This window comes from Streptomyces sp. NBC_01232 (genome assembly GCF_035989885.1).
Taxonomy (GTDB): domain Bacteria; phylum Actinomycetota; class Actinomycetes; order Streptomycetales; family Streptomycetaceae; genus Streptomyces.
Window position 1 is genome coordinate 66,440 of sequence record NZ_CP108519.1, and the last position, 23,718, is coordinate 90,157.

Here is a 23,718-nt window from a genome sequence, read left to right on the forward strand (position 1 = left end):
CGGATTTGCGGCCACGAAGACTTATTCAGGCCACATGGCCAGTTGTATTTCCCCGTGGTTTCGCGTCGTGGATCGTGACACTATGCCATTCCTGCTTGCAGGAGCCGTTGGTGATGAACCCTCAGGGGCTGTCAGAGGTCCGGTGTAGGGTGCCGACGGATTTCGACTGCGCGCCGTGAACATTCGAAGTTCACATTAGCTACGGATTTCGTTGTTGTGCACGGGGGGTTCGGTGGGCAAAAAGGGCAATTCGGCGATCCCGGGATTTGCTGAGGCCTCGCGCCTCGTCGTGCCGGTCATGGCCGCGACGGGCGGCAGCGCCCGGTCAACAGTGGCGCACCTGCTCGCCGGTGAACTCGCGGCGGCCGCCGACACTGTTCTCGTCGACCTGGCGCCTCGCCTCGCCTCCCCGTGGCCGACCTGGACCGCCGGGTCGCAGGCCGGCGGGCTCGCCGAGATCCCGCACGATGTCCCGCTGACCCGTACCCGTATCCGCGCCGCAGCAGCGGTGCGCCGGTCGTCCGAGGGCGACTGGGCGGTCCTGACCGATGGACGGGAGTGGAGCGCCGCCCCGCTGTCCCTGCCCGTTCCCGCAGCCGCCTGGTACCAACTGGCGGCCGCGGGCGGCTGGCAGGCCCTGGTGGCGGACACCGCCCACCCGGTCGCCCACGACCTGCTTGCCGCCCGGTGCACGGACGGCCGGGTGAGCCTGACCCGCGCCTGGTGCGAGCTCCCCTTCACCGTTCCGGTGCTGTGCGCCCAGGCCACGGCCGACGGGATACAGGCCCTGCAGCAGGCCGTGATGGTCCTGCATGCGGACGGTCTGCCGCTCCAGCGCACGGTCGTCGTCCTGGTCGCCGGGACCGACGGGCGCCCGCCCGCCGTCGCCCGGGCAGCGGCCACCATGCTGTCCGCCCGCACCGCCGCCGTGGTCCACCTCCCCCACGACGTGGACATCCGCGCCCACGGACTCCAGGCCCAACCGACCCGGACCCGTGCACGCACGCGCCAGGCAGCGCGCGACCTGGCTACCGCCCTACTTGCCGTCGCCCGCGAATCCTTCGGCGACCCGCTGCCCGATGCTCCGCAGCCCGCTCCGCTCCCTGCCGCTGCAGTCCCCGCTGCCGTCTGACGAGGAATCACCGAACATGAGCCACTTCCTGATGAGCCTGCACACCCTTGCCACCGACCCCGGCATGGTCACTCTGGCCGACAAAGTCGGGCCCGTGCCCGACTTCGACCCGGCGCTGCCCGCTGCGGTCAACAACCCGACCAAGATGATCCTGGCCTGGACCGCCGGCGGCGGCCTGGCCCTCGCCGTGCTGGGCGGGCTCAGCGGATGGGCCCTCGTGGCGATCGGCCACAACACCGAGCGGGCCGCGCTGGCCGCACGCGGCAAGCAGAGCGTGCTGTGGAGCCTGATCGGCGCGGGCGGCATCGGTCTGACGTCCTCCCTGGTCCTGGCCGTCTTCACCATGACGAGTGCGTGAGCGTGGACTCTTCGAACGGGCTCAAGGCCCGCAAGGCGCGGCTCATCCTCGCCGCCATCGTCATCGCCGTGGCCGCCCTGCTGGTCGCCGGTGGATTCACCGCCGCCACCCTGATGCAGGGCGACCCCGACGGGAAACCGCAGGCCGAGGCGAGTCCGTCCGCCGGCGCACCCGCGCCGACAGCTACTGGCGCGTCAGGCCCGATGACCCCGGAGAAGGGGAAGAAGACCGAGCTCCGCAAGCCCACGGGGCAGAAGGACGGTGTGTCCACCGGCTTCCCGGGCTCCCCCAGCGGCGGGATCTCCGCCGTCGTCTACTTCTGGGAGGAGTACGCCTGGCTCGACGACGAGAAGGCCCACCAGCAGCTCACGGCCGTCGCATCCAAGGACTCCCCCGGATACGTCGACAAGCGGATCTCCGAGATCCGCACGATGCGTGAAGCACTGGGCCTGCCCCCTTCCGGCGGCATTCCGGCCGACATCACCTTCACCACCGCGGTGCACGCCACCCGGGCCACCACCGTCAAGGCGCCCGGCCTGCCGGCCGGTGACGTGATGCAGGTCTGGCTCTCCTACGACCGCTTCGCCACCGGCCCCAAAGGCGGCCGCGACGAGAACCCCCTGCGCGGGGAGACCGTCGACTTCACCGTGAAGTGGCAGGACGGCACCTGGAAGTTCACCGACGAGTTCAACGAACTGCGGTCCTTCCCTGTCGCCTACGAGCCGACCAGCCCGTACGCCTGGAAAGACGGATGGGTCCAGGTCCGCCATGCCGACTGAGCGCTTCCAGCGGATCTCCCGCGCACTCGTCCTGCTCTGCGCCCTGCTCTCATTCCTCAGCGCGGGTGCGACCCTGTCGATCGCCGTCGCCGCCGACGATCCGAAATACCACGCCACCGTCGGACCGCCCGATCCCATCCCCAAGGAGTGGGAACAGGAGACCGTCGGTCTCGACCCGAAGGGGAAGTACTGCCTGGTCGACCGGATCGACGACCGTGCCCTGTGCCGTCGGGCGGAGGCGGGCGAGCTGCCCGGCACCCTCCCCATCTGTGAGGGCGCCGACGGCAACGGGGCCAGGGACTGCTCTCCGGAAGACCAGAGCGAGGCCGAGATCCGTCGCCTGGAGGAGTGGCGCAAGGCCGCGAACAAGCAGGCGAAGAACTACGAGAAGCTCAACGAATACATGACCGACTGTGTGGTGAACAGGAAAATTCCGTTCACCGCATGCAGGTGGTACGGGGAGAAGAAGTTCCCGGAGGAGTCCTCCGGGCTGCTGGACTGGGTCGCAGGTAAATTCTCCGAATTCGCCTCCAATGCACTGAAAGAGGCTGCTTCCTACATCGGGAAGTCGGTCGTCTGGCTGCTGTCCTCGTTCGCGGAGATCTTCAACGACACATCCTCGATCGACCTGAGCAAGACCGGAGTCGGGAAGGTCACCGCGATGATGACCTCGCTTTCCGCGGTCCTCGCCGTCTTCCTGCTCCTGATCCAGTTCGGGAAGGTGACCGTCAGCCACGACGGTGGGCCGGCTGCGACCGCGCTGCTCGGCCTGGGCAAGTGGGCCGTCATCTCCTCCGTCTACCTGCTCGTCGCGCAGACCGCCCTGGACTGGTCCGACGTGGTATCGACCTGGATCATCAACAAGACCTTCGAGGGCGGCGGCAGCGGCGACGACGGGGCTACGAAGGCGATGCAGGATCAGCTCGGCACCCTCTTCGGCGGCCTGATCACAGGAGGCGGCGGTACCGCCACTGTCGGCGGCGCGCTCATCGCCGGCGAGACCGTGGCGACTTCCGCGGTCGGCGTCATCATCGTCATGGGCATCGTCTGCATCCTGGCGATTGCCGCCCTGTGGGTGGAGATGCTCATGCGGCAGGTCGGCATCGTGATCATCATCGCGACCATGCCCATCACCCTCGCGGGGCAGCTCTCCGACGCCACCGCCGAGTGGTGGCCCAAGGCCCGTAACGCCTTCACCGCCCTGGTCCTGATGAAGCCCGCGATCGTCACGGTGTTCTCCATCGGCTTCTTCGCCATGGCCGAGGGCAAGGGCGTGCAGAACATGCTCGTCGGATTCGTCATGTTCCTGGCCGCGTGTTTCTGCTGGCCGGTCCTGGCGAAGTTCATGACATTCACGACCAATGGCGCGGGGAGTTCCATGGCGTCGGGGTGGATCAGCGCGATCGGCTCCTCCGCCTCCTCGTCCTCCGGCGGATACCGTCCCGACCCCAGCGGCGCCGGAGCGGTCGGCGGTGGCGTCGGCTACACCAAGGCCCTGGAAGCCGAGAACTCCACGCCTGCGGCGGCTCCCGCAGCATCGGGCGGAGTGGGCGGCGCGGTGAAGTCCGCGGCCCGCTTCGGCGGCAAGGCCATGGGCGTGGCCGCCTTCGGCCTGCAGGTGGTGGCGGCAGGCAAGGACTCCCTGGAGTCCGGACTGTCCAACACGGCCGCCCACGCAGGCCTCGACCAGGGCGCGGGCGGCGGACGGCATGTCGTGATCGCCCCGCGCCGCGGAGGGGGACCTGCGCCCGCTCCGATCGGCGCGCCGTCCGAGGTACCGCCGGACCCGCAGCCCGTACCGGCCCCTTCCGCGAACGACGAGGGATGACATGTCACAACCCGTTTCCTACGGAGGCTGGCAGTCCGAGACGACCGGCTTTATGGGACGCCTGTCCGGACCAGGTTTCGCCATGGTTGCCGCAGCCTCCCTGCTCGCTCTCATGCCGTTCAACGTCGGCTGGCAGGCCGCGTTCGTGTGCGTGCCCCTCGCGCTGCTCCTGCTCGCGCTCGCCTTCGGGCGGGTCTCGGGGCTCAGCGCAGACGAATGGATCTCTCTCGCAGTAAGGCACCAGATCTCCGTGGCTACCCGACGCAACCTCTTCTTCTCCGGCGCCTTCGCGCCCCGCTCCGCCAAGACGGGGCGCCAGCCGATGGACCTGCCCGGCGTCCTGGCCCGGCTGCGGATCCTGGAGGCACCCGACGGGCTCGGCGGCCAGCTCGGCGTCGTCCACGACCCCGTGGCCGGCACCTACAGCGCCATCGCCCGCGTCTCCTTCCCCGGTCTCGCCCTGGTCGACACCGACAAGCAGGCCTCGCGCGTGGCGTCCTGGGCCCAGTTCCTGCGGTCCTACTGCACCGAGGACTCGCCCGTCACCCGGATTGCCGTGCACCAGCGGTGCCTGCCCGACGACGGCGCCGCCCTGGCCTCCTGGACCGCCCGCCACGTCACCGCCGACGCACCGGCCGCCGCGGTGACCGCCCTCGCCGAGCTGATGGACGGCGCCGGGCCGGCCGCAGCCACGCGTGAGACATACCTGACGGTCACCCTCTCCAGCGCCCGGGCCCGCCTCGCCATCAAGGGCGCGGGCGGCGGCCAGACCGGGGCCGCCGCCGTCCTCGTACGCGAACTGCACGCGATGGGCCAGGCCCTGTCCACCGCCAGCCTGCAGGTCACCGAGTGGCTCCCGCCCCGGCGGGTGGCCGCGACGGTGCGGACCGCGTACGACCCCGAGTCACAGCAGATGCTCGCCACCCGTACCGCCGCCGCCCAGGCCCCCGACTGGACCGGCACCGCTCCGGGCGTCGACGTCGACCTCGCCGGGCCCGCGGCCGCTGAGACGGCCTGGGGCGTCTACCGGCACGACGGTGCCTGGTCGGTGTCCTACCAGGTGCGGACCTGGCCGCAGGCCGCCGTGTACGCGACGATCCTGCAGCCGCTGCTGCGCCCGCGGCAGAACGCGAGGCGCTCGATGACCCTGCTCTACGAGCCGATCGGACCGCGCCGCGCCCGCCAGGAGCTCGCCCGCGACAAGGCCAAGCGGAGCTCCGCCCGCCACCTGCGCGCCAAGTCGGGCCGGGACGAGAGCGAGGACGAGCGCCGCGAGGAGGCCATCTCCCGGCAGCAGGACGCCGCCCGCGCCTCCGGCCAGGGCGTCATGCGGATGACCGCCGTCCTGACCGTGACCGTCACCGAGCTCGACGAGCTGGAGACCGCCTGCGCCGAACTGCAGGCCGACGCGGCCGCCTCCGGGCTGGAGGTCCGCCGCATGTGGGGGGCCCAGGACACCGGATTCGCCACCGGAGCCCTGCCGCTGGGCCAGGGACTGCCCGACCGACGGATGGGATTCTGATGGGCCTCTTCTCCCGCCGCCCGGCGGGCGACACCCTGCTGGAGGCCATCGGCATCGACGAGGCCGCCGGCATCGCCGACCGCCCGCCCGTGCCTGTCCCTGCGCAGAAGACCGCTCGCGAGCAGCGCCGCGAACGCCTACTCGAAGACCCTGAGACGGCCATGAGGGTGGCCCCGAGGAAGGGCTGGACCCGCCCCTTCGCGGGCCGGGCTGCCTCGATGCCCCGCACCGAAGTCGTCCGCGCGGACACGGCGAACGCCGCCGGGATATACCCCTACCTCCACGCCGCGAGCCTGCCGCCCATCGGCGCGTACATCGGCCGCAACGTCCTGACCACGGAAGCTTTCAGCGCGCATCCTGCGGTCTGGGTGAAGGAGGGCCTGTGCACCAATCCCAACGTCATGATCACCGGCATCCCGGGATCGGGTAAGAGCGCGCACGTCAAGGCGTTGTCCCTGAGGCTGATGGCCTTCGGCCACCGCACCCTGATCGCCGGAGACGTCAAGGGCGAGTACCAGGCCATGTGCCGCCACCTCGGCGTGGAGCCCGTTCGCCTCGGCCCCGGCCTGCCCGGGCGGCTGAACCCCCTGGACGCCGGCCCGCTGGGCGTCGGCCTCGACCTCATCAGGGACCCCGCCGAGCTCAAATCCCGCCTGACCGAGATCCACCGGCGCCGCCTGACCCTGCTCAAGGCGTTGCTGGAACTCCAGCTGCGCCGCACCCTGCAGCCCCAGGAGGAGGAGGCACTCGACGTCGCCGTACGCGAGGTCACCGGCGAACTGCACGGCACTACCCGCCTCGCCGTGCCCACCATCCCGCTCGTCTACGACCGCCTGCGCGACCCCACCGACGAGATGGCCCGAGAACTCCGCATCCGCGACGGGGAAGTCCAGCGGGCCCGGGAGCAGATGGCCTCCATCCGCTCCGCCCTCGGCGGGATGGTCACCGGGCACCTGGGCGGCCTCTTCGACGAGGCGACGTCCATCGACCTGGACTGGGACGCCCCCATCCAGTCCGTCGACATCTCCGCCCTGCAGGAGTACGGCGACGAAACCGTCGCGATGGTGCTGTCCTGCGTCTCGACCTGGGCGCAATCGGCGATCGACCAGCCCGGACAGAAGCCGTGGATCGTCGTACGCGACGAGCTCTGGCGACAGATGCGTTCCGGCGGCGCCACGATGGTGAAGAAGATCGACAGCGACCTCCGGCTGTCACGGGCGACCGGCACCATCCAAGTCCTCGCCACCCACCGCCTCTCGGACTTCGAGAGCGTGGGCGCGGCCGGCTCCGAGGCCGTCGCCATCGCCCGCGACCTCATCGCCAGCTGCGAGACCCGCATCCAGCTCGCCCAGGACACCCGGCCCCTGCAGATCACCCGCGAGGCCATCGGACTGACCGACTCCGAATGCCGGCTCATCGGCTCATGGGGCGCAGGCCAGAGAGGCCGCGCCCTCTGGAAGGTCGGGCGCGGCGGCGGGCACGCGGTCCAGCTGATGCTCTCCCGCACCGAGGAAAGGCTGTTCGAGACCGACGAGAAGATGGTGATCTGATGGCCGAGCGCACCGGCCCGTCCGCCGCCGGACTCGACGACAACACGCTGCTCGCCGCGTACGGCGCGGGCCTGGTCGTCACGATCGGCGGCTCCGTCCTGCTCGCCGGACCCCTCGCCGGACTGCTCTCCGGCAACGGCTGGATTGGCAGCTCGGACAGCGTTCCCATCACCGTCATCTCAGCCCTGGTCAAGGGCCCCGCCTCCGTCTACCAGCCGGCCCCGCCCCCCTGGCTGTTCTACGCGCTCACCGTGTTCCTCGTGCTCGCCCTGGGCGCCGTGATCGTCAAGGTCGCCAGCGCGGTGTCGTTCGGCGGGCGTACCGGGGGCGCCCAGTGGGGTGGAGCGAAGATCGAGCGGAAGATGTCCGCCCACAACGACCCCGGCAAGCGGGTCAACCGCATCACAGCCGGCCGCGGCCTGCGCACCAGGAAGGTCGTGGCCGCCCAGCCCAACATCAGCGCCACCGTGTTCGGGGTGCCCGGTTCGTCGAAGACCACCGGCCTGGTCTTGCCGAACGCGTCCGAGTGGGAAGGGCCGCTGGTGGTCACCACCACCAAGGCGGCCGACCTCGACGTCATCTACGCCCGCCGCCGCTACTTCGGCCCGGTCTGGGTCATCGCCCCGGCCGGCATCCCCGGCCGGGCCAGCGACCACTGGTCGCCGGTCGAGTACTGCACCGACGCTAAGGCCGCCGACCGGATGGCCTCCTGGCTTGCCGAGGCCTCCTCCTCCGGCGACGACAAGCGGGCCGCCCCCTGGATCGACCAGGCCAAGAGCGTCCTCAAGGGCATCCTGCTAGCCGCCCGCCTCTCCGGCGGCGGCATCTCCGACATGCGCCGCTGGATCTCCCTGGGCAAGGACGCCGTCGACCACGTCCGCGCGATCCTCCTCGCCCACGGATTCAACGACGTCGCCGACGACTACGCCTCTCCCTGGCTGCGCCTGCACGAGGACGGCATCGGATCCATCCAGTTCAGCCTCAACGTCCTGGCCCGCGTCTTCGCCGACGAGGAGGTCCGCGAGACCTGCTCCCACAGTGACTTCACCTTCGAGGAGTGGCTCGACAAGCGGGGCACCATCTGCATCATCGCCTCCGAGGCCGACGCGGACCGCTTCGCCCCGCTCATCAGCTCCCTGATCGCCGGAGCCATCCACGCCGCCGAGACCCGCTACAACACGCACGGCAAGCCCATCGACCCGAGCGTCGGCATCCTCGTCGACGAGGCCGGCAACATGCTCCGCTACCCCCGGCTGCCCAACATCCTGACCACCGGCCGCGGCATGGGCATCACCATGCTGACCGTCTGGCACGACCTGTCCCAGCTCCGCGAGTCCCTGGGCGTGCAGAAGGCCAACACCGTCCTGTCCGCGAGCGGCCTGCGCATGCTGCTGCCCGGATGCGGCGACCTGGAGACCTTGAGGTACTTCTCCGGCCTGTACGGACGGACCGAGGTCATGAAGACCAGCCACGGCCGCTCCAGGGGCGAGCACTCCACCAACACGCAGGCCACCGAGACCGACCTCGCGCCGGTCCACTCCCTGCAGCAGCTCCCCGACTTCACCGCGATCGCCCAGTACACCAACCTGCCGCCGATCAAGGTGAGGATGCGCCTCACCTTCCGCGACAAGGATCTCAAGAAGCTCCTCGCCGAGCCCAAGGCCAGCCCCACCAAGAAGTAGCCGACGACCGCCAGGAGACCTACGTGCCCGACCCGCTGAACCCCGCCGACCTCTGGCCGACGCCGCCCGGGGCCGCCCAGAAGACCGAGCCGCAGCGCTGGGTGTGGGCGGCCATGGAACCCAAGGAGCGGCGGATCCGGATGCGCGAACTCGGCGGATGGGTCGACTGGCTCCGCCGGACGTTCGAGCTCCACAACGCGATCACGCACTGCTGGTACCGGCACCCCGCCGTTGTCGAGCACCTCACCGCGCTCTACGCGGGCTGGATGCGCACCTACGCCGGAGAAGAGGCACCCGGGCGCGAGCTCGCCGAAGCCGACTGGATCAACACCCTGCACGCCTTCGTACCGCGCCTGCAGCTCGCCGCCTGCGCGACCGGCACCCACCAGGAACCGCCGCTCATCGTTCCCCCGCCTGCTCGCAGCCACGAGGACTTCGAGCTGTACCTGAACCTCTCCGACGCGACCAGCGCCTCGGCCGTCCACCCGGCGGCCGCCGAGCTCAGCCGCCACGAAGCCGAGCTGAACGCGCCGCTCTAGAGGAGGCCTTGTGTCCATCATCGACAGCCCCACCGCGGCGGACAGGCCCGAGGAAGCACCGGCCGGCTCCCCCGGTCCGCTGACGCTTCCCGAGGGGGCACAGCCGGTGGAGGGGATTCCGGGCTACCACGCCGTCGTCAAGGGCGGTGCGGTCACCGTGTTCGGCCCGGACGGTGTCGAGATCGCCTCCGCCGCCCGCAGGGGGTACAACGACGCCCTGGTGGGCCGGGTCGGTGACACGAAGCTGGTCAGCGACGGGCTCGGGGACAGGCGGCTCACGTCGTTCGCCGTGCTGGCCGCGCGCCATCACAGGGCTGCGGCGGACCCGGGCGTCCGCGACCGGGTCTGGGTGCGGTGGGAGGAGGACGGCGTTGCCGCGGTGTACGGCACCGTCAAGGGTGACGACGCCGACCGGCGGGCGGTGAAGGCCGGGAACCTGTTCTGGTCGGGGCAGCGGCAGGGGTACGCGACGGGCCGGAGGTGGAACCCGGCCACCCGTGACCGCAACCTCGCCGCGGTGCTGCTGGCGTTCTCGAATCAGGGCCGCAACGTCGTGGTGCTGGGGCCCGGGCAGACGCCGGAGGACCTGGCTGCCGCGCCGCCGGTCGTGGCCCCGCTCGTCCCGGTACCGCAGGCCGCGGGGGTACCCGCCGCACCTCCGGAGCCGGTGGCGGCTCCGGAGGACTTCACCGGCCTCTCGTACGAGGAGCTGGTGGCGGCCGAGAAGTCCGCTGATACGGAGCGGTACCGGGCGTACAGCACCGAGGCGGAACAGCGGTACAAGACGCTGCGGCAGCAGCGCGGCGAGCGCCTGCTGGAGCGGGTGGCCACGTCGGCGCCGGTCACCGAGATGAGCGCCCAGGACCTGGCCGCCGAGTCCGAGTGGTGGCAGGAGACGATCTACAAGACGCCGTTCCACGCCTCGGATGAGAACTACCGGACGCTGGAGCGCCGCAAGACGGCGGTGACCGTCGAGCAGCACGTCCGCATCGCCCGGAACATTCTGGCGGGCCCGCCAGTGGCCGACCTGGACGACGTGGCGGTGGAGAGCGCCTACGAGCAGATCGGGGCGACGTGGACGAACCTGCCGACCACCCACGAGCTGCACGACCAGGTCACCGCCCGCCGGACGGCCCTCAAGGAGGAACGGATCGCCCGGCGGGCGCGGTCCTACGGAGAGCGGACTCCGGTGGGCGAGGTACCGCTGGAGGATCTGGTCGCCGAGAGCGCCGACCTGGGGTCGCTTACGGCGGGGAACGCCGAGCAGTCCGCCTACTCGCACAGCGAGGCGGTCAAGACGGCCCGGGCAGAGCGTCTGCGGGCCGTGGAAGCAGAGTGGTACCGGCGGGGCCTGGAACAGCACCCAGACGCCGCCCGCGCGACCCTGGGCCGGGACATCGGCGGCCGCCGGGGCGCCCTGATCGATGGCTCGGAGCGCTCTTACGGCTACGTGCAGCGCCAGGGAAAGAAGTTCAGTGCACTGGCCGACTACGACCAGCGCAGCAGCATCGGCGACTTCGACTCCGGACCGGCGGCGATGGCCGCCCTGGTGCAGCGCTACGACCAGGACCCGGAAACACTGCCGCGGCGTACCTGGGGCCGCGAGCGGCAGGTGATGCTGCCGGTCAGCGCTCACGAACCGCTGGTGTCGTGGCTGCGGCGCAGGCCGGCGGAGCTCTCCCGCGAGTACGACCGGGTGCTGAACATCCTCACCCACTACCAGCTGCCGACGCAGACGAAGGTGCTCAACCCGCTCACGAACCAGGTGATGCGGGCCTACCCGTTCTCCTTCGAGGAGGGGCTGCTCGGGGAGCTGGCTCGGATCGCTGAGCGGACCACGGAGGACCTGCGCGAGCAGTCCCTGAACGAGAACCTGCCCAAGCGGGAGCGGGAGGCGGCCAAGCGGCGCATCCCGGCGATGGGCGCCGCACTGATCGGCATCAACGCGGTGAACGAGCAGGTGCGGGCCGCCGGCGGCGACGTCGAGCGCCGGGGCGTGGACTCGTCCCGGCTGGCGGCACAGATGGCGGCGCTCGACGGTAGCGTCGACGACAACGACGAGGGAGGCGAGGCGGATGGCGACGGCCCATCGGAACGAGGAACTGCTGCGCAGGCACTGGGAGGAGTTCCGGCCCCGGGAACTGGCGGCGATGCAGGACCCGGAGAGCTTCTTCCTCAGGCTGGGAACGCAGATGGAGGACGCGATCGAGGAGGCCGAGGAGAGCCTGGAGGAGACGCTGGAGCCGGTGACGGACTACGAGGGCAGGGTCGGTCAGCTGCGACAGATCGCGGCGACGGCCCGGGAGCAGGTGCTGCGCGAGATGCTGCCGCCGCCGGAGGACCTGTAGCGGAGAGGTTCCGCCCCGACCCGGCGGACCTGGCGATCGGCGCGATGGCCCGCGCCGAGGCCAACCTCGAAGCGATCAAGGTACTGCGAACGCTGGAGAGCGACCGCCGCGGTGCCACCGCTGAGGAGAAGCGCGTCCTGGCCCGCTGGTCGGGCTGGGGATCGGTCCCGACCATCTTCCTGGCCGAGCCCGACCCCGAGGAGCCGACCTACCGGCCCGGCGGAGACCGGGACGGCGGCTTCGAGACGGACCACGCCCGCTGGGAGTCCTACTCCCGGGTGCGCGGCGAGCTGAAGGAACTGCTGGACCCCTTCGAGTGGCGGGCCGCCTCCCGGGCCGTCCTGTCGGCCCACTACACCCCGCAGGGGATCGCCGAGGCGATGTGGCAAGGGCTGTCCGCGTACGGCTTCGACGGCGGAGAAGTCCTGGAGGCCGGCTGCGGATCGGGCGTCTTCTTCGGCGTCGCACCCGAGACCGCGCGGCTGACCGGCATCGAGCTGGACCCCACCACCGCGGCGATCACGGCACGCATCTACCTGCACGCCAACGTGCTGCCCGAGTCCTTCGCCGACACCGACGTCCCGGCCGGCACGTTCGATGTCGCGATCGGGAACGTGCCGTTCTCCCACAACACCCCGTTCGGAGAGCGACGCTACGGCGCCGACGGGCACACCCTGCACAACGGATTCATCATCAAGAAGCTCGCCCTGTTGCGGCCGGGCGGCTACATGGCGGTGATCACCTCCCGCTGGACCCTGGACGGGGAGGACACCAAGGCCCGTCGTGCGATGGGCCGCTGGGGCGACCTGGCGGGCGCGTACCGGCTGCCGAAGGGAACCTTCGGCGAGACCGCCGACACCGACGTCGTGGTGGACGTACTGATCTTCCGCCGCCGCGCGGAGGGCGAGGAGCCGGGCGATCAGGGGTGGATCGAGGCGCCGGAACGCGAGCTCGGCGGCCACCGCCTGCACGTGAACTCCTACTTCACCCAGAACCCCGACCACGTGCTGGGCCGCCTCACCTCCGAGATGGGCCAGTTCGGGCCGCGCGTGACCGTACTGGGAGACCCGGGCACCGCCCCACGGCTGCTGCGCGAGCGCATGGAGACCGCAGCAGCGGCGGCGATCACCGCAGGCCGGGGCTACGCCCCGCACGAAGACGGACCCGACCGCCCGCCGCTGCTGCTGCAGACCGCCCGCGACAGGCACGCCACCGACTTCACCGGCCGCCTCTACACCGACGACCAGGCCCGGGTCTGGCAGCACGTCAACGGCGCCGACCCGGTACGCGTCGTCACGGCGGACGGCGCCGCCGGTACCGAGCAGCTGCGGATGCTGATGTCGCTGCGCGACGTCGCCGGCGAGCTGCGGGACCTGGACCGCACCGGCGATGACCCGGATCGCGCGAGCGAGGTACGCGCCGGGCTGGCCCGACTGCACGCCGCGTACACCAAGAAGTACGGGCCCGTCTCGAAGCCGGGGCAGACCCGCAGGGCGCAGCCGACGGAGGTGGCGCGGGCCGCCGCCCGCGAGGCCGGAGTCGCCCCGGACAGCGAGGGCCGGCTCCCCACCGGCTGGGGTTGGTTCCGCAAGGACCCGCACGCTGGTCTCGTTCTTGGTCTGGAGCGCTGGGACCGGGCCAACGACCGGGCGGTGCCCTCCGAGGTCCTCACCCGACGCCCGGGCGCCCGCCGCGGCGACCTGGAACCCACCGACGACCCGAAGACCGCGCTGACGGCCGTCATGGGCGCCACCGGCGGCGTCGACCTGCCGCTGATCGCCTCCCTGCTGAACACCACTCCGGAAGAGGCCCGCCGCCGCCTGGGCACCGAGGTCTTCGACAACCCGGTCACCGGGAAGCCGGAGCACGCCGGCGCCTACCTGTCCGGCCCGGTACGCCAGAAACTCGACCAGGCGCGCGAGGCCGCCGCATCCGACCCGACGTACGCGGTCAACGTCGCCGCCCTGGAGGCGGCGCTGCCGCCGGACAAGCGGCTGGGGCAGTTCACCGCCCAACTCGGCGCGCACTGGATCCCCGCCCCCCTGGTCCAAGGGTTCCTGCGGGAGTACCTCGGCGACCCGACGCTCCAGATCAGCCACAACGAGCGCTATGGCTGGACCCTGGCCGCAGGCAAGGTCCCCGACGCGATCAACGCGCTGAAGGGCACCGAACGCCGCTCGGCCGTCCACATCGCCAAGGCCCTCCTCGGCAAGGCGTCGATGGTCGTCGACCGTCTGGACGACAGCGGCGTCGACGAGGACGCCACCCGCGCGATGCGCTACAAGGCCGACTCCATGCGGTCCGCCTTCGAGGAGTACTGCACCGCCAGTACCGCCCGGGTCACCGTGCTCACCGACGCATACAACCGGCAGATGAACGGGCACGTCGTCCGCAACTACGACGGCCTCGCCCCGACCCTGGCCGGGTTCACCACCGAGCGGACCCCCCACCCGTGGCAGCTCTCCGGGGCCGCCAGGATGCAGTTCGAGCGAGGCGTCGTCCTCGCGCACGAGGTCGGCCTGGGCAAGACGACCACCATGGTGATGGGCTCCCAGGCCCTCAAGGCCTCCGGGCAGATCTCCAAGCCGTTCGCGGTCGTCCAGCCGCACCTGGCCCGGCAGTGGCTGGACGAGGCCCGGCTTCTCTACCGCAATGCCGAGATCCGGCTGATCACCTCCGAAGACCTGAAGGGCGAGAACCGTCGCCCGGTTTTGGAATGGCTGCGTTCGAACACCCCCGACTTGGTCATCTTCACCGAGGGCGCGTTCCAGTCGATCCGGATGAGCCCCGAGCAGCAGGAGCTGTACCTCTTCCGCGAGCTCGAATCGCTCAAGGAGCAGCTGGAACGCGAGCGCGGCGTGCCGCACAACAACTTCGCGCTGATGAAGCTGGAACAGCGCCTGACCACGGTGGAATCCCGGATCCGGCGCAACGACGCACCGATGCGCACCCCGGGCGAGGTGTACTGGGACGACCTCGGCTTCGACTACGCCTGCATCGACGAGGCCCACCGCTTCACCGCGATCGGGTTCCGCTCGAAGGAGGCCGGCGGCGAGACCGCGAGCGTCCGCGCGGTGGACCTGCACCAAAAGATCGACTGGCACCACCGGATGGCGGACCTTGTCGGCGGACGGCCGACCGTCACCCTCGGCACCGGCACGCCGATGGAGAACTCGATCTTCGAGCAGTACTCGGTCCTCGAACTCGGGGCGCCGTGGCTGCTGGACCAGTTCGGCGTCCGCGGCCCGGACCTGTGGGCGGAGACCTTCGGGCAGAGGGTCCAGCGCATCGAGATGGCCCCGGACGGCAGCGGCCTGGTGGTCGTCGAGCGGTTCTCCCGCTTCGTGTCGAAGGGCACGATGAAGACGATGTGGGGGCTGGCAGCGGACACCAAGACCGGTGACGAGGTCGGCATCGAGCGGCCTGTGCTCGCCGGCGGCGCCCCCCAGCTGGTGCTCGTCGAGCCGACCGCCGACCAGCGCTCCAGGCTCCAGACCCTGGTGGCGAGGGGCCAGGCGATCCACGCCGGCGACGTCAGCCGCGAAGAGGACAACATGCTGGCCGTCACCGGCGAGGGCCGCGCGGTCGCGCTGGACCCCCGTCTCGTGGACGCGAACGCGCCCGCCGCGAACAAGCTGGTCACGGCGGCCGACATCATCGCCGCCGAGTACCACGTCCACAAGGACCACATCTACAACGTCTCCAGCCGCGACGACACACCCCACCCGGTCCCCGGCGGACTGTTCTTCGTGTTCTGCAACTCGGGCACCCCCGGAGGCCGGAACAAGGGCAACTTCAACGTCTACGCCGAGCTGCGCGACCTGCTGGCCGCCCGCGGTGTCCCCCGCGACCTGGTCCAGTTCGCGCAGGACAACGCCACCCCGGAGAAGAAGGCCGCGATGGCCGATGCCGCCAACAATGGCGGCATCGCGGTCCTCATGGGCTCCACCGAGGTCCTCGGCACCGGCTTCAACGGCCAAAACCGCGCGCACAGCCTCATGCACATCGACCAGGACTGGACCCCGGCCAGCATGATCCAGCGCAACGGCCGCGTCATCCGCCCCGGCAACCAGCACGAGGCGGTGAACATCTTCTTCCTCGCCACCAAGGGCAGCATGGACGCCTGGCAGGTCGGACTGCTCACCTCCAAGGCGGAGGGTCTGCGCGACATCCAGCGCCCGCCCGGCATCGGCGACGACGACGGCGACACCGTCGAGGAGATCGGCGGCACGGACTGGGACTACGCCACGATGGCCGCCGAGATCGGCGGCAACCCGTACATGCGCGAGTTCATGCTGGCCAAGGGACATCTCGAAGGTCTGGAGGCCGACCGCCGCAACCTAGCCGCCGACCGCGTCCGCCTGGCCGAGCTCCTCCTCGACAAGGAAACCGAACTCGCCGACACCATGGTCGCCGTCGCTGCCCGGGACACGGCCCTGCCGAAGATCACCGCCACCATCCGCGGCGACGCCTTCCACATCCGCCTCGCAGGACGCGACTTCGACCGGCGCGGCGAGGCCGGCCCCGTCCTGCGGCAGGCCGTCATGACGGCCCTGCGCGGCCACAGCACCCTCGGAATGGGGCCCTGGACAAAGCTCGGCACCTTCGGCGGCCTCGACTTCGCGATCCGAGCGGAGATCCTCGACAGCGGCGCCGAGATCCGCGCGCACGTAGGCTTCCCCGACCTGCGAAACAGCGACTCCGTCTGCTCCATCGGCGACCTCGCCAACCCCAAGTTCGGCTCCACCATCATCGGCCGCCTGGCGACCGCGCTGGAGAAGGCAGAAGACCAGCAGCTCATGGACCGCAAGCGCCTCCCGGTCCTGGAAGCCGACATCACCGTGTTCGCCGCACAGCAGGCAGCCGTCGACTACGGCCCGGCCATCGAGCACGCCCGGCAGCGCGTCGAGCTCCTGGACGCCGTCGTCGGCGCGATCACCGAGCGCGACAAGCATCCCGAGCTGACCGAGTCCATGCTCGACCCGAAGACGCACCCCACCCCGGACAGCCGCCAGAAGGCCGTCCGGGAACGTGCCGATCAGCGCGCTCCCCACCAGGCCAAGGTGGACCAGGCCGCGGGCGCCCTTGCGGCGTACGACCAGACGACCCCCGCCCCCGCACTGCCCCAGCCCGTGCCGACCCCGGCCGCCGAGCCGCAGGCCGTCCAGGAAAGCCAGCAGCCTCCGGCACCGATGGCACGCCTCAGGAACCGTGGCGCGGTCGGGCACAGCGGCAGCCCGCAGGCGGAAGAAGGCGCTGACCACGGCGGCAATGACCCGGACGCCGAGGCACGGGCCGGGCAACAGCTCCCTGACACCGGACCCCCGGCAGCGGAATCCGCTCCGGGCCCGCTGCCGGCGCCCGAGCACACCGGCGACACCGAAGAGAATCCGGAGCCGGACGCCGACGCATACGGAACGTTGAGCCTCTTCGACGCGTTCGGGCTGATTCCGCCGGAGCGCGTCCCGGGCCGGGGCCCGCAGGATGAGCCTGACCCCGAAGGGGAGGAGCCCGGTATCCCTGAAGGACAGATGACGTTCGACGACGCTCCGCCGGTTGCCCAGCCACCCACCAGTGACAAGGAACCCAAGATGACCGCCGCCCGGACCTCACCTCCAGCCCAGCTGGGACTGTTCGGTGTTCCCGACACGGCTCCCGCTCCGGATCGGACCGAAACGGTCGAGGAGACATCGGCCCCCGCGGGCACGGATGCGGACCCCACGGTGCCAACCGAGGCTTTGAAGCCGAAGGAACCGGCAGAAGAGGCCAAGAGGCCGGTGGCCGAACCAGCAGCGTCCGGTGCCCCGGAGAATCAGGCGCCTGCTGCGGTGGACGCGCAGGCCGGGGGTTTCGAGACCGGTACCGAGGTCTACCACGATGGATGGCTCTACGTGGTCAAGTCGACGTCCGATGACGGTCTGACCATCCGTACCTTCGCTGACCGCGACCTTCCGGCACACGAGGTGACTGCAGCGACGGACATGCCTCCGGTCACGGGCCGAGACCTGGCCGACACCCCGGCATGGTCGCAGTTCAGCTACCAGGGCCGTTCCTATACGGCGGCCCAGCTCCCCGACGAACTGGCCATCGGACCTCTGGTGTTCCTGCGGACCGTCGTGGTGGACGAGGACGGCGAGCTGGTCGCACGCCTCTTCAGCAGGCCCACCAGCCACGACATCGTCTGGGCGCACACCCATCCGGGCACCCCGAACCCGAGAGTCACCTCTTGGCTGAGTGCGGAGGGCTACGCATCCTGGCCGGAGTACACCGACACGGAACGAGCGCATCTCGCAGCGGGCCCACCGAACGGAGACGCCGAGCAGCAGGCCGTACCGTCCGCAGGCACCACCTCTGCCAGCGGCCCGGACACGGGACTGCCCCCCGCCGAGGCGGCGCCGCAGGAGACCCCGGCGATCCCCAAGACGCCCTCAAGGCCCGCCGCCGAGAGGCAGGTCCCCGAGCAGAACCACGGCGCCCAACCGAAGGCTCCTGCCGCGGACACCAACCCGGTGCCCGAGCACACGACCCCGGTCCCCCGCAGCCGCGAACCCCTCGAACACTCTGCCCCCGAAGCCGCGCCGGAGAAGGCCGCGCGCGAGCCCGCCGACGAGCAGCCGGCCCCCGGCCCCGTCCCGAACGCTCAAGAACATCACGAAGCCGAGGCCGCCCCCGGGCCGCCCAGCTCCGTGTCCGGCAGCGAGCAGCCGGAGCACACCGCCGCCCCACAGATCGCGCCGCCCACAGCCGCGGCGCACGACATGGAGGTACCCGCAATGGCCACACCAGTGGATCAGACGACCGGCCTTAACGCCGTCGCGCACGTGCGGCCGGGACCTGACGCAATGCCCCTGTGGCAGGACCCGGACAGCCAACCGCACCTCCGGAAGCCGGTCGCTGCGCCTGCCAGCCACATCCCGCCCGAGTACCCGGACGACCAGTGGCCGGAGTTCGAGGAGGCGCTGGCCGCCTGGGACGAGTTGGGCCTCCCTGTCCCCGCCGCCGAGGTCCGGGCAGCGGTCGCCGCCGATCTGGCGGTCCTGAATCCGCGAACGCAGGAGCCCGCAGCCGCCACAGCACCCGCCGCCCCGGCTTCGCCCTCTCAGCCCCAGGCGTCGCCTGCAGTTCCAGCTGCAGCGACAGCGGTGGATAAGGCCGCAGCAGGAGCGGACGTCCACGCGCACACGCTCAAGGACCATCCGGAGTGGCAGCGGATCCAGTCGGTCCGCGGCGCCCTGCGTCACGTCTGGGACGTGATGAAGGAGAAGGCCGGCCCGTACTGGGAGAAGCTGCGCGAGGACGTCCGCTTCCAGGGGTTCTGGAAGACGGTGTCGATCCGGGCTTGCGAGGCGATTTCGGTTCAGGCGGCGGCGCTCGCGAACCGCCTCCGCCCCGGCACCGGAGACCTCCCCTCCGCCGATGCCCTGCTGAAACTCTCCGACGCCGCCCTCACCTACAGCACGGTCGCATCCATCAGGCCGACACGAGAGGTGACGCCGGCCCCGGCCAAGGCGGCGGTGGCCGAGGCCGATCTCCTGATGCAACGGCTCGTCGAGCGGAGGAAGCCGACCGCGTACGCCACCCGCGACGATGCCGTGCGGGCTGCGGAAGAGGTCACCGCGCGCTTCCAGGCGTGGATCCAAACCCCCATGGGGCAGGAAGCCGTCGGCTCCAGCCACAAGCGGGTACTGGCGTTCCGCGACGCCTGGACGAAGATCCCGCCCCACGACGCCCAGAACGGCCCGGCCGTCGGCTCCTACGGGGCGGTCGCCGAACAGGCACAAGCCCTCGTCGCCCTTGCGGTGGGCTCAGCCCGCTTCGCCCCCGCCGACGTCCAGGCCCTGCAGGGCCTGGCCAAGGCGGCCGGGGCACACTCGGCCCGCCTGTCGGTGACCCTGCCGCCCGGGATGCAAAGGCCGGCCCAGACGGCGGCCGCGCCGACACCGCGGGTCGCCACCCCTGTGACTCCCGCAGCCCGTACCCCCCGGGCGTCGGCCTAGAACCGATAGACAGCGGGCGAGGGACCTCACTCCATGGCGGAGCGCAGCATCCCCGCGGTCCTGGCCATCGCGACCGCCGTCGCCTCATCGGCGGCGGTCCGCCCGGCGTCCTCCAGCAGCAGCGCTGCCGCCTGCAGGAGCCCGACGTGCACGGGCACGGTCTCCAGCCCGGTGAGCGCGGCCATGGCCTGGTCGGTCGCGCTCTGCGGGATGAGGGTGCTGACGCCGCGGCCGATGCCTCGCGCCTGACTTGGAGTGTTCACCAGGTGATTCTCTCCGGTCGGGCCGCTGGGTGGGTCCGAGTTGACGCACCACCCGGCGGCGGACCGGAGCACCGGGCGGGAGCGTCAGACGGCCGGGGAGGCGGTGTAGTCGTGGCGCTGGTAGCCGCGCCCGTCGCCCTGCCAGTCCAGGAACAGCACCGCGTCGGCCAGAGCCCCGCTGCCGGCCCGATGGCTGATCGTCGGTGTGCGGTAGTGGCCGTCGTAGTCGGCGCCGGGCGTGCTGTCCTCCATCCGTTGCTCGATGCTGGTGAAGTCCCGCTCGATCACCACGGGGTCGGTGCCCTGGCGGGACTGCTTGATCTGGACCCGCAGCTTGGCCCCGTCGAAGATCGTCGGATCGTCGACGGGGTAGAAGCCGGGCCCGTCCCACCGGGCCTCGGCGTAGGCGTGGACGGTGGCCCCGGACCGAGCCGCGCACGTCTTCACCGTGATCTTCCAGTTGTCCGGCCACGGCCCGTCATAGCTGGTGTCGTCGATGTCGCGTGTGCTGTTGGCGCACTTGTAGCGCAGGGCCGGGGCGGCGGTGGCCGGGGCGGCCGCGGTGGCCGAGACCGCAGCCACGGCAAGTGCGGCCACGGTCCTCATGGTGTTCATGACCGGTCAATGTCGTACTGCGGTCGGCGACACGGCCGGGCTCCGAAGTCGCCCCAGACGAGGGACTGCATGCGTTCTCATTCCCGCCAGGACGCGGCTGGGGCCGAGGGCGACAGCTCTGGCGCGAATGTCCGTCCCGGCCGCGACGGTCACGCGCGAGGCGGAAGAGACTCGAACTCCCGGCATGCGAAGTGACCGCCCTCTGGACGGGCGGCATCCGTTACATGGCATGCGTGGCCGGCGCCGCTGCCGACTGCGGCATCTCGGGGCGTCGAAAAGACGGCCAGCGGCGGGAGGGGTGGGGTCGCAGGCCCTGAGCGGCCGTCTGGCAGCCCCGAAGCCGGGCGGGCCGCCGTACCCCCGCCGTCGATCCGGACCCTGCGTGAGGCGACCTGGCGCTCCGGGGAGGGCTGGCGGGGAGCAGCTGCTGCCGCGCTCGGTCTGAGGCTTCGTGGGGTCACTCCGTGTCGGTGCGGACCGGCCGGGGTTGATGAGCGCGTCGAGAACCGCCTCCCGCGCGCCCGTGGGCACCCGCCAGCCCAAGCGCCGTAGGCGGTGCGGCACAGGTGTTCGCAGAAGCGCGCGCCGGGGCCCGCACGCACCCGCCATGGCGAGCGCTGCTGACGGCCTGGACGCTTGTTCAGTTCCCCAAAAGATGCCCCTGACCTGCGGAAACATGAAGGGATCAGCTGGACGCGTGAACGCTAATGCAGTAAAGTGGTTCTTGTCGGAAGGGGGGACGGTATCCGCCCCCGACAGCCCGTCACCACCACCAACCCGAAGGACGGTCCGCATGACCTACACCGCCACCGATCTCTTCTGCGGGGCCGGAGGATCCTCGACTGGACTGGTTGCCGCCGGATTCGAGCTGAAGATGGCCGCCAACCACAGTCCCGTCGCGATCACCACGCACAGCGCCAACCACCCCGACGCCGAGCACCTGTGCGCCGACATCAACAACGTCGACATGCGCCGCCTGCCCCGCACCGACGTCCTGTGGGCGTCGCCGATCTGCACTGAGATCAGCCCCGCCGGAGGCAACCGCCGCACCGGCAGGCCCTCGCAGTTGGGGCTCACGGACGAGGAGTGCGAGCCCGTCGAGAGTGCGGCCTTCATTCGCACCAGGGCGACCGCGTATGACGTCGTCCGCGCGGTCGAGGTCCACAAGTACAAGGTGATCATGGTGGAGAACGTCACCGAGTTCGTCACCGACTGGGGGTTGTTCAACTGGTGGTTCAGCGGCGTGGAGCAGCAGGGTTACGTCGGGCAGATCGTCAGTGTCTCCTCCGCCCACGTCGGCGGGGAGGTCCTCGCCCCGGCCCCCCAGTGGCGCAACCGCGTGTATGTGGTGTTCACCCGGAGCGACATCAAGGTGCCGGACCTGCGTCCCCGCCCGCTGGCCTGGTGCCCCGAATGCGCCGAGGACGTCCGCGCCGTCCAGTCCTGGCGGAACGGCCGCAAGGTCGGCAAGTACGGCATGCAGTACGACTACCGATGCCCGAACTCGAAGTGCCAGAACGCACGGGTGGAGCCCTACGTGCGACCGGCCGCCGCAGCCATCGACTGGAGCGACCTGGGGACCCCCATCGGCAGCCGCACCCGCCCCCTGGCCGCCAAGACGTTGGCCCGGATCCAGGGAGGCCTCGACGAATACCCCCAGCGGGCCAGTCTCGTGACGGTCAACCATGGCGGCCATGACGGCCGTACGGCCCTTCCCGAGCTGGCGCCGCTCCCGTCCCGCACCGCCAGGGTGGGCGAGGGCCTGGTAGTCCCCCAGGGCATGCTCGTGCCGACCGGCGGAACGTGGCGGACCGGCGGAACCGCCCTGGCCGAGCCCATGCCCACCCGGACCACCCGGGAGAGCGACGGCCTGCTGACCATCCCCGGCTCGTTCGTGGTGACCATGCGCCGGAACGGCAAGCACGCTCCGGTCACCAAGCCCCTGGCCGCCGTCACCGCCGGGGGTCGCCACCACGGCCTGGTCATCCCGTACCGCAAGGGTGTCGCGAAGTCGACCGACGAGCCCCTGCTCACCCTCGCCACTCGCGACTCTGCCGGACTCCTGCGGCCGGGAGTCGACATCGATTCCTGCCACTTCCGGATGCTGCAGCCCCGCGAACAGCTCAACGCGCAGGCCTTCCCGGAGACGTATCTCATCCACGGCACGAAGCACGAGCAGACGCTCCAGGCCGGAAATGCCGTCTCGTGCAACGTCGCGGAGTGGATCGGGCGCCGAGTCCTCGCGGCCCTCTGATCTGTCACCTATTGCAGTAAGCGAATAAGTGTCGGGTGGGGCGGCCGGTATCCGCCCCACCCGGTCCCACCCGTCACCGACAAAGGAACTGACCATGACGCATGACCGGCCGACCGCCGCCCAGAGCTACACCCTCCCCGACAGCCTCACGCTGGCCGAAGCCGCCGACCGCGCCGACGACTGCAGCACCGATTCCGCTGCCGTCGCACGAGCGGTCTGCCTGCTCCTCGCCGCCACCGTCCGCGACCTGCTCACCAAAGGTGATCACGACGCCGGATTCGACGCCACCGGGCTGGAACTGCTGCGGCATCACGTCCTCGGAACGATGACGGCCACCGGCTACTACTGGACCGCCGACGGCGGCCGCCACCAGTTCGAGGAAGCCAACGCCTCCTACGACCTCACGGGCTGGAGCTGCGACCTCACCGACAAGAACCAGGACGCATGGGAACCGCTGTGCACAGCCCTGGACGGGGACGACCTCGGCACCCGCTACCGGCTCGACCTCCCCCGGGCCGCCGCGTGCATCCTCACAGACCCTGCCTTGATGCCGACCACGGACGCCCCCTAGCCACACCGCCCCGGGCCGGGACCCGCTCCCGGCCCGGGGCCACATGCGGGGCGCCAGCGCGCGGTGGCCGACGGTTCGTCGCGGTGGTCGTCCTCGCTGCGAACGCCGGCCGCAGGCCAGGCCCGTCCGGCGTCACGCTGCCGGCCGGCCTCCCCCCGGTGCGGACCGCCGCACGACTCTGGTGCGGGCCGCAGGACAAGAAAAAAGGGGACCGGCGAACCCGCCCCGTGAAGGGCGGTCGGTATTCCGCCGGTCCCAACCCGTCAACACCCGAAGGCGC

Annotated in this window: 13 protein-coding genes; 11 read left to right on the plus strand and 2 right to left on the minus strand. The window is 70.9% G+C overall.

Annotation, left to right across the window (positions count from 1 at the left end; translation table 11 throughout):
• Positions 1–298 precede the first annotated feature (298 nt).
• Genes OG444_RS40180 through OG444_RS40220 form a run of 9 tightly spaced genes read left to right on the plus strand, consistent with a single transcriptional unit; the run spans position 299 to position 19,735 of the window.
• Positions 299–1,132 (plus strand): hypothetical protein, encoded by an 834-nt coding sequence (locus tag OG444_RS40180; RefSeq protein ID WP_327267149.1) that lies wholly within the window; start codon positions 299–301, stop codon positions 1,130–1,132.
• Positions 1,133–1,148: 16 nt separating this feature from the next.
• Complete coding sequence (locus OG444_RS40185; protein WP_327267150.1) at positions 1,149–1,490, plus strand: hypothetical protein; 342 nt, start codon at positions 1,149–1,151, stop codon at positions 1,488–1,490.
• Positions 1,487–2,269, plus strand: a complete 783-nt coding sequence (locus tag OG444_RS40190; protein WP_327267151.1) for a hypothetical protein — start codon at positions 1,487–1,489, stop codon at positions 2,267–2,269. The genes OG444_RS40185 and OG444_RS40190 overlap by 4 nt, the downstream gene beginning before the upstream one ends.
• A complete protein-coding gene (locus OG444_RS40195; protein ID WP_327267152.1) occupies positions 2,259–4,097 on the plus strand; it encodes a hypothetical protein in 1,839 nt (612 codons plus the stop codon). Before OG444_RS40190 ends, OG444_RS40195 begins: the two co-directional genes overlap by 11 nt.
• A 1-nt stretch (position 4,098) precedes the next feature.
• Positions 4,099–5,619, plus strand: coding sequence for an SCO6880 family protein (locus OG444_RS40200; protein ID WP_327267153.1), 1,521 nt, complete (start codon positions 4,099–4,101; stop codon positions 5,617–5,619).
• The gene (locus OG444_RS40205) at positions 5,619–7,169 is read left to right on the plus strand and encodes a type VI secretion protein (protein WP_327267154.1); all 1,551 of its coding nucleotides are present in this window, start codon (positions 5,619–5,621) and stop codon (positions 7,167–7,169) included. Before OG444_RS40200 ends, OG444_RS40205 begins: the two co-directional genes overlap by 1 nt.
• Positions 7,169–8,851, plus strand: coding sequence for a type IV secretory system conjugative DNA transfer family protein (locus tag OG444_RS40210; RefSeq protein WP_327267155.1), 1,683 nt, complete (start codon positions 7,169–7,171; stop codon positions 8,849–8,851). Before OG444_RS40205 ends, OG444_RS40210 begins: the two co-directional genes overlap by 1 nt.
• Positions 8,852–8,874: 23 nt before the next feature.
• Positions 8,875–9,390 carry a hypothetical protein gene (locus OG444_RS40215; protein ID WP_327267156.1) on the plus strand — a complete coding sequence of 172 codons (516 nt, stop codon included), beginning with the start codon at positions 8,875–8,877 and terminating at the stop codon, positions 9,388–9,390.
• Positions 9,391–9,400: 10 nt separating this feature from the next.
• Complete coding sequence (locus tag OG444_RS40220; RefSeq protein WP_327267157.1) at positions 9,401–19,735, plus strand: hypothetical protein; 10,335 nt, start codon at positions 9,401–9,403, stop codon at positions 19,733–19,735.
• A gap of 26 nt (positions 19,736–19,761) precedes the next feature.
• Here OG444_RS40220 and OG444_RS40225 read toward each other — a convergent pair whose 3' ends face one another.
• Both OG444_RS40225 and OG444_RS40230 read right to left on the minus strand, forming a co-directional pair.
• Positions 19,762–19,998 (minus strand): hypothetical protein, encoded by a 237-nt coding sequence (locus OG444_RS40225; protein ID WP_327267158.1) that lies wholly within the window; start codon positions 19,996–19,998, stop codon positions 19,762–19,764.
• Positions 19,999–20,082: 84 nt separating this feature from the next.
• Positions 20,083–20,613 (minus strand): hypothetical protein, encoded by a 531-nt coding sequence (locus OG444_RS40230; RefSeq protein ID WP_327267159.1) that lies wholly within the window; start codon positions 20,611–20,613, stop codon positions 20,083–20,085.
• Positions 20,614–21,406: 793 nt separating this feature from the next.
• Here OG444_RS40230 and OG444_RS40235 point away from each other — a divergent pair.
• Both OG444_RS40235 and OG444_RS40240 read left to right on the plus strand, forming a co-directional pair.
• Positions 21,407–22,867, plus strand: a complete 1,461-nt coding sequence (locus OG444_RS40235; RefSeq protein ID WP_327267160.1) for a DNA cytosine methyltransferase — start codon at positions 21,407–21,409, stop codon at positions 22,865–22,867.
• 94 nt (positions 22,868–22,961) lie between these two features.
• Complete coding sequence (locus OG444_RS40240) at positions 22,962–23,438, plus strand: hypothetical protein (protein ID WP_327267161.1); 477 nt, start codon at positions 22,962–22,964, stop codon at positions 23,436–23,438.
• The last annotated feature ends 280 nt before the right edge of the window (positions 23,439–23,718 follow it).

Coding starts and splice junctions, on each gene's coding strand:
- OG444_RS40180 (WP_327267149.1), top strand. CDS start 299: ATGGCCGCGACGGGCGGCAGCGCCCGGTCAACAGTGGCGCACCTGCTC.
- OG444_RS40185 (WP_327267150.1), top strand. CDS start 1,149: ATGAGCCACTTCCTGATGAGCCTGCACACCCTTGCCACCGACCCCGGC.
- OG444_RS40195 (WP_327267152.1), top strand. CDS start 2,259: ATGCCGACTGAGCGCTTCCAGCGGATCTCCCGCGCACTCGTCCTGCTC.
- OG444_RS40200 (WP_327267153.1), top strand. CDS start 4,099: ATGTCACAACCCGTTTCCTACGGAGGCTGGCAGTCCGAGACGACCGGC.
- OG444_RS40205 (WP_327267154.1), top strand. CDS start 5,619: ATGGGCCTCTTCTCCCGCCGCCCGGCGGGCGACACCCTGCTGGAGGCC.
- OG444_RS40210 (WP_327267155.1), top strand. CDS start 7,169: ATGGCCGAGCGCACCGGCCCGTCCGCCGCCGGACTCGACGACAACACG.
- OG444_RS40230 (WP_327267159.1), bottom strand. CDS start 20,613: ATGAACACCATGAGGACCGTGGCCGCACTTGCCGTGGCTGCGGTCTCG.
- OG444_RS40235 (WP_327267160.1), top strand. CDS start 21,407: ATGACCTACACCGCCACCGATCTCTTCTGCGGGGCCGGAGGATCCTCG.
- OG444_RS40240 (WP_327267161.1), top strand. CDS start 22,962: ATGACGCATGACCGGCCGACCGCCGCCCAGAGCTACACCCTCCCCGAC.